The 5175-nt window shown below is 63.1% G+C and carries 3 protein-coding genes and 1 pseudogene; all 4 read right to left on the reverse strand.

Going from position 1 to position 5175, the window contains the following annotated elements:
• Nucleotides 1-501: 501 nt before the first annotated feature.
• Complete coding sequence (locus tag ABGB11_RS42185; protein ID WP_347641323.1) at nucleotides 502-3861, reverse strand: type ISP restriction/modification enzyme; 3360 nt, start codon at nucleotides 3859-3861, stop codon at nucleotides 502-504.
• 211 nt (nucleotides 3862-4072) lie between these two features.
• On the reverse strand, nucleotides 4073-4303 hold the full coding sequence (locus tag ABGB11_RS42190; RefSeq protein ID WP_347641324.1) for a hypothetical protein: 231 nt from the start codon (nucleotides 4301-4303) through the stop codon (nucleotides 4073-4075).
• A 277-nt stretch (nucleotides 4304-4580) separates the two neighbouring features.
• A pseudogene (locus ABGB11_RS42195) lies at nucleotides 4581-4682 on the reverse strand (transposase); the annotation flags it as partial.
• Nucleotides 4683-4882: 200 nt separating this feature from the next.
• Nucleotides 4883-5032: a hypothetical protein gene (locus ABGB11_RS42200; protein WP_347641325.1), complete on the reverse strand. Its 150-nt coding sequence runs from the start codon at nucleotides 5030-5032 to the stop codon at nucleotides 4883-4885.
• Nucleotides 5033-5175: the final 143 nt, after the last annotated feature.

The following is a 5175-nucleotide window of genomic DNA, read 5'->3' on the forward strand; positions in this document are numbered from 1 at the left end:
TTTGTCACACAAAGCAACGATCACGGCGGCCGTCTCGCATGTCCGGCACTCCACCCGATCGTGATCATCCCGGGCGCCCCGCCGACCAGCAGCATCATCCCCACAGCCACGATCTACAGCTGCCGTAACAGTGCCGCGCGGCTGCGTTCGGTGGCATCTGGCTGCATCCGGCCGATCTGGCGCGAGAGGCGTTCTCGCAGGTCAGAGGCTAGATGGCCTGGTTGTAGAGGCGCGCCCGGCAGGATTCGAACCCGCGACCGTCGGATTAGAAGTCGCATACCAGCACTGTCGGGCAGTTTTTCCAGGTGTCGGTGAGTGTCGTTCCACTCCGTTATGTGCAACCATCGGTGGACTCCACGACCGATTGGTGTTGGCTACTGTCAACGCGTTCCGCGACATACGAGCAAACACCGAGCGAACACACCATGCGTGGAACTCGCCGCTTCTGACCCCTGCCCCCTCCTGGTGGATGTCCTTATTCGCTTCAAGTGTCGAGCGTATTTAGTCTGTGGGCGATTGCCGTCCGAAATGATGGAGCAGGGGTTGAGTGATTGTTTCCTTGAGCAGTCGTGGTGCCGCTATAGTAGTTTTCGGAGGCGGAAGCACTCCCGCTGCCGTGAGCTCTGATGTGCTGATTGTCTGATGAGTGCATATTCGCTGCAGGAGGTCTTTCTGTTGGTCCTGTTGGATCACGCACCCGGTGAGGACCGCGGTGAGGGCGAGGAGTTCGTCGGTCATCGCGGCTGTCCAGCGTTGTGGTCTGACGTGGTCTAGGGGTGAGGACCGGCCGTGGTATTCGGCGGTCCGGTAGTTCAGCCAGTGCCGCATGACCCGCATGCCCCCGACGTCGTATTCCCAGACTTCTGGTGTCACGGGACGGATACTTCCAGTGCCGATGTGCAGGGTCAGAGAGGCCGCGTCGTGGGCGATCTCTCCTGCCGAGCGGGAGGGCAGCGTGCTGATGGGCGCGGGGTTGCGGATGCCGAGATGCTGGGTGAGCGCTCGATGGCCACGTGGTCGGCCTGCGGCCGCGTCATGATGGTGTTCGCCGAAGGTGTGCAGCCACAATAGGCGGCGCCCGAGATCAAGAGCTTCGGCCCACAGCGCGGGTTGTGTCGTCAGAGGTACACGGACCCCAGGATGCCTTAGATCCACGCGGAACCGTTCGGTGTAACCGGGGTGGGCGGTGACGGCGGCCATGTAGGAGAGCAGGTCACCGGGTGTGACTGTGGTCTTCAAGATCTGCGAGAGTACGGAGAGCAGGCCCGGGGCGATGTTGGCTGAGGCGTCGCTGGTGTCGTCGGCGTTCCGGTAGAGCGGTCTTACGCCGCCACCGCGACCGTTGAAGTGATGCAGGTCGGGAATGTGGGTGGTGAATAGCAGTCCTGGGCCGCTCTCGATGCTTTCGGAGTCCTGTTCGGCCACATAGATCTGGTGGTCCGAGCGTACGGCCCATAGGGGAGGGCGGGCTCTCTCCATCAGGCGGTTGTCGGGGATTACCCACTGCCGATCGAAGGGGCGGTAGGAGACCGGGATCGGTTCTGGGCAGGGGCCGGTCTCTTGAGCGAGTGATCCGCTGGCGGGTGGGAAGCCAGGGAGGGGTCCGGGCACAGTATTGATCTTTCGATCATGTCCCTCTTTGAACAAGTCGGCGCGGCTGGTCCCGGAGGCTGTGATGAGGTGGAGCCAGCGGGTCTTGAGCGTGTCTGGATTGGGGGCGTAGATCCATGAGCGGCCGGGGGTGATGCCGCGTGACCGCCACGGCATGATGTCATTGAGCGTTAGGTATTGTGACCATTCGGGTGTCGCTTCTGGGAGGAAGGGTGATTCCCAGTCATTTCTGCAGGTCCGCCATTCTTGATCGTTCGGCCCGAGAGTGGCGAGTCGGGTAAGTTTGTCCTGTCGGCTTCCGTAAAGTGCCAGGTACCGGACGATGGCAGGGCTGCTCGGCGCAGGATCGTTGGAGCGGCTGAATACGGCGATGCAGAGCTGTCGGCTGACCGCCGGTCCGAAGATCCGTGTTCCGCCTTTTGATCGGTTGCCCTCGGGTGACAGCTCGAAAATCCAGCCCTCGTCGCAAATGCTCCGTAGGTAGCGGCGGACGCCGGCGAACGCCTTGCCGCTGATGAGGCTTGCCGGAACTATGAAGGCAACGATCCCCTGATCGTGGTCACGGTGGGCTTCAAATGCCTTCCAGATGGCCCAGCGCCAGAACAGCCACGGCGTGCCGTGTAGGTCGGACGTGTACTTGCCCAGGCCGGGGGGCCGGAACTCATCAAGGGAGGGGCGGATGCGGTTGCTGTCCGTGCCTGAGCGGCGGGGTTGCTCGATCCAAGGTGCTTGTCCCTTGGTGTTCTCCACATGGGGTGGATTGCCGATCACCACCATGACCGGGACTTCGCGTTTGAAGCGGTTGGCCTCTTGGCGAGAGCGTTCTAGAGGCCAGGTGGCGGCGCCGCCCATGCGTCCTTGCTGCGCTGCTGGATTCTCCAGTGCGTCGGTCAGGAACCGGGTCTCCACGCTGGGGACCTCGGTGCTGAACCGGGACAGTGCTTGGTGGATGCGCAGTTCGGTGATCGCGTAGGGAGCGACCTGTACCTCGAAGCCCACTAGTCGTTTGGAGAGCAGTTCGCGAAGGCGCTCGTTGCGCGCTCCGTCTCCTTGAGCCTGGCCGATGGTGTCGGCGACGCGTTGAATGACCTCCACGAGGAAGGTCCCTGTCCCCATCGCGGGGTCGACCACGACGACGTCGTCGTCGGCGAAGCCCCACGGGATCGCCAGGCGGGTGCGTAGGATCTGGTCGACGAAGTCGACCATGGCGTGCGCAACGGGTTCGGGGGTGTAGTAGCTGCCGCTCTCTTTGCGTCTGCTCGGATCGTAGGCGGTGAGGAACTTCTCATAGAGATCGATGTAGATGCTTGGCCGGACACCCTTGGGTCGGCTGAAGTCGACCACACCGATGATGCGGTGAAGGGTCTCGATCGTGCGGAGTTCCTCCACGGCGGCGCTGTCCAGCAAGACCTGGAAGGCACGCCCGATGAGGAGGTGCTTCTTGCTGAGCTGGCGGCCGATCTCCAGCAGCGGTGTGCCTTGGAAGACAATGCCGTCCAGGCGGGCAAGCAGCATCGCAAAGACGATGGTCTGGGCATAGGCATCGGCGAAGCCGAGGTCGTCCAAGCCGGGGAAGAGTAGGGTGCGCCAGTCCTCGGCGAGCAGGCTGAGACCTTGGTAGGCGCGGTGATCGGGCGCCCCCCGCAAGATCGCCACAACCTCATCGCGCAGAAGCCGGCACAGTCCTGCGACTCGCCGTATGAGCTCGGGCAGTGAGGTCAGTCGTTCAGGCTCCCAGCACAGAAAATCGAGCACGAGCTCCGAGAACCCGGTGCCGGAGAGCTGAAGGGGTTTGCGTGGATCTGTGAGGTCACCTTCGAAACGGAAGAGATTCTTGCATTCACCGAACGAGTAATGTGCCCATGACGTCCCATCGGTGTAGATTAGGTTGGGTAGGGCGCAGAGCCGTTCCCACTGCTCTCGTTCACGTTTGTTCGGGCGCCACTCTTTGGTGCAGGGCACGCCCCGGTTCGGGGCCTTGATCTCCAGGTAGCCCACACGGGTGCTACCGAGATCAACGGCATAGTCGGGGCGGGCGCGGATGTCCTTCAATAGCACCTCACCGTAGGCTACGGCGTCAAGTCCGAGCTTGAGTGCTACCCGCTTCAGCAGAAGCTCCAACGGTCCGCGAAGCTGATCTTCCGGGGCTCCGCCTCGGCTCAGCTTTTCGCTGACGTCGGCCCCGAAACCCGCGATGGTGTCCTCGACCGTGTACCCGGGCAACGGATCACGGCTTTTGCTGTCGGCCATGAAGGATCCCGCCTTCCAGGACAGCGAATCACCCTTCCTGGAGAATGACCCTCAGCTCTGTAAGGCTCAAGAGCCTGCCTTAAACCTTTTTGGCCGTAATGGGCAGCGTGCACTGGGTAACCCACTCGTATGGGCCACATCGACGGGCCGTGGTGCGATGAGCTCGCACCGGCTGAGGCTCAGAACGCCATCGACCGGTCGTGCAGTGAGCTCAATGTGGCGACGGCCTGCTCGTTGAGTGCCGCAGTCTGGCCACCTCGGTGTTGAACTCCTTGTCGCAGCCGCGGATGTCGCACTTGGGTGCTCGTTTGATCGGGACGATCGTGATGCCGTCGACGCCGACGTATCCGAGGTCGCCGATGGCGGGGATGTCGGCGAGGAGCTGCTTGAGGCCGGAGGCGGTGAAGGCGTGGGCGCCGTGGACGGCGGTCGGCCCGCCCACCGACCGTCCGCTCCATCCGGCCGCTGGTACTGCGCCTGGTGCGGGAGAACCCGAGCTGGGGCTATCGGCGGGTGCACGGTGAGCTATTGGTGCTCGGCGTCGAGGTCGCGGCCTCCACCGTCCGGGAAATCCTGAGGGACGCCGTATCGGCCCGGCCCCTGAGCGTTCCGCCACCATCTGGGCTGGGTTCCTGCGTTCCAAGGCGCTGCTGGCGTGTGACTTCCTGGAGCCGGTGACCCTCAGCGGCGTCCGAGGCTACCGGGGCCCCACCCGCCTCGCCCAAGTCCTTGGCCACCGACGCATACGTCCGCATCGGATCCGACAGATACAATGCCACCGCATCGGCCTTGAATTCCTCGGAGTACACCTTCATCCCCACACGGGATCCCTCTCACCCCCAGATCTCCATGATCCAGGGTGCTCAGGGTGTCCACACCTCGGGGGAAGGCCCCGGGTGAGGTTCCCCCGCTTTCCCGGAGACTTGGTTATCTGGCTCTGGCGGGGTCGGGTTGGATGGTAGCCGGTTCGGGTTGATCCAAGAGGATCTGTGGTTTCTAGACTTGAATTGTGAGTTTCTGGTCAGCCCGCGATGTAGGCGAGGTGGGGGTCGGCGAAGAACGACAGGACGAGCCGGGGAAGCTTCTGGAGCCGGTGCAGGGCGGCAGTCGCGAAGAGGCGGAGCTCCTTGTTGCTCTGGACGGCCTGGCGGCCGACGCGGTCACGCTTCACGTTCTTCCACACCCACTGACGTTTTCTCACTGACTTTCAGGTGATCCGGCGGTGTTCGAAATGGACTAGGACGAGGGCGGCCCGGACGAGATCGCCGATCCGGCTGGGGCTGAGCGTGATGTGCTGGAGCGTGGTCCAGCGTT

Origin of the sequence: Actinomadura sp. B10D3 (assembly GCF_039871695.1) — a bacterium.
Taxonomy (GTDB): domain Bacteria; phylum Actinomycetota; class Actinomycetes; order Streptosporangiales; family Streptosporangiaceae; genus Spirillospora; species Spirillospora madurae.

Excerpts from the sequence above, each read along its gene's own strand:
- ABGB11_RS42185 (WP_347641323.1), bottom strand. The coding sequence starts at position 3,861 with ATGGCCGACAGCAAAAGCCGTGATCCGTTGCCCGGGTACACGGTCGAG.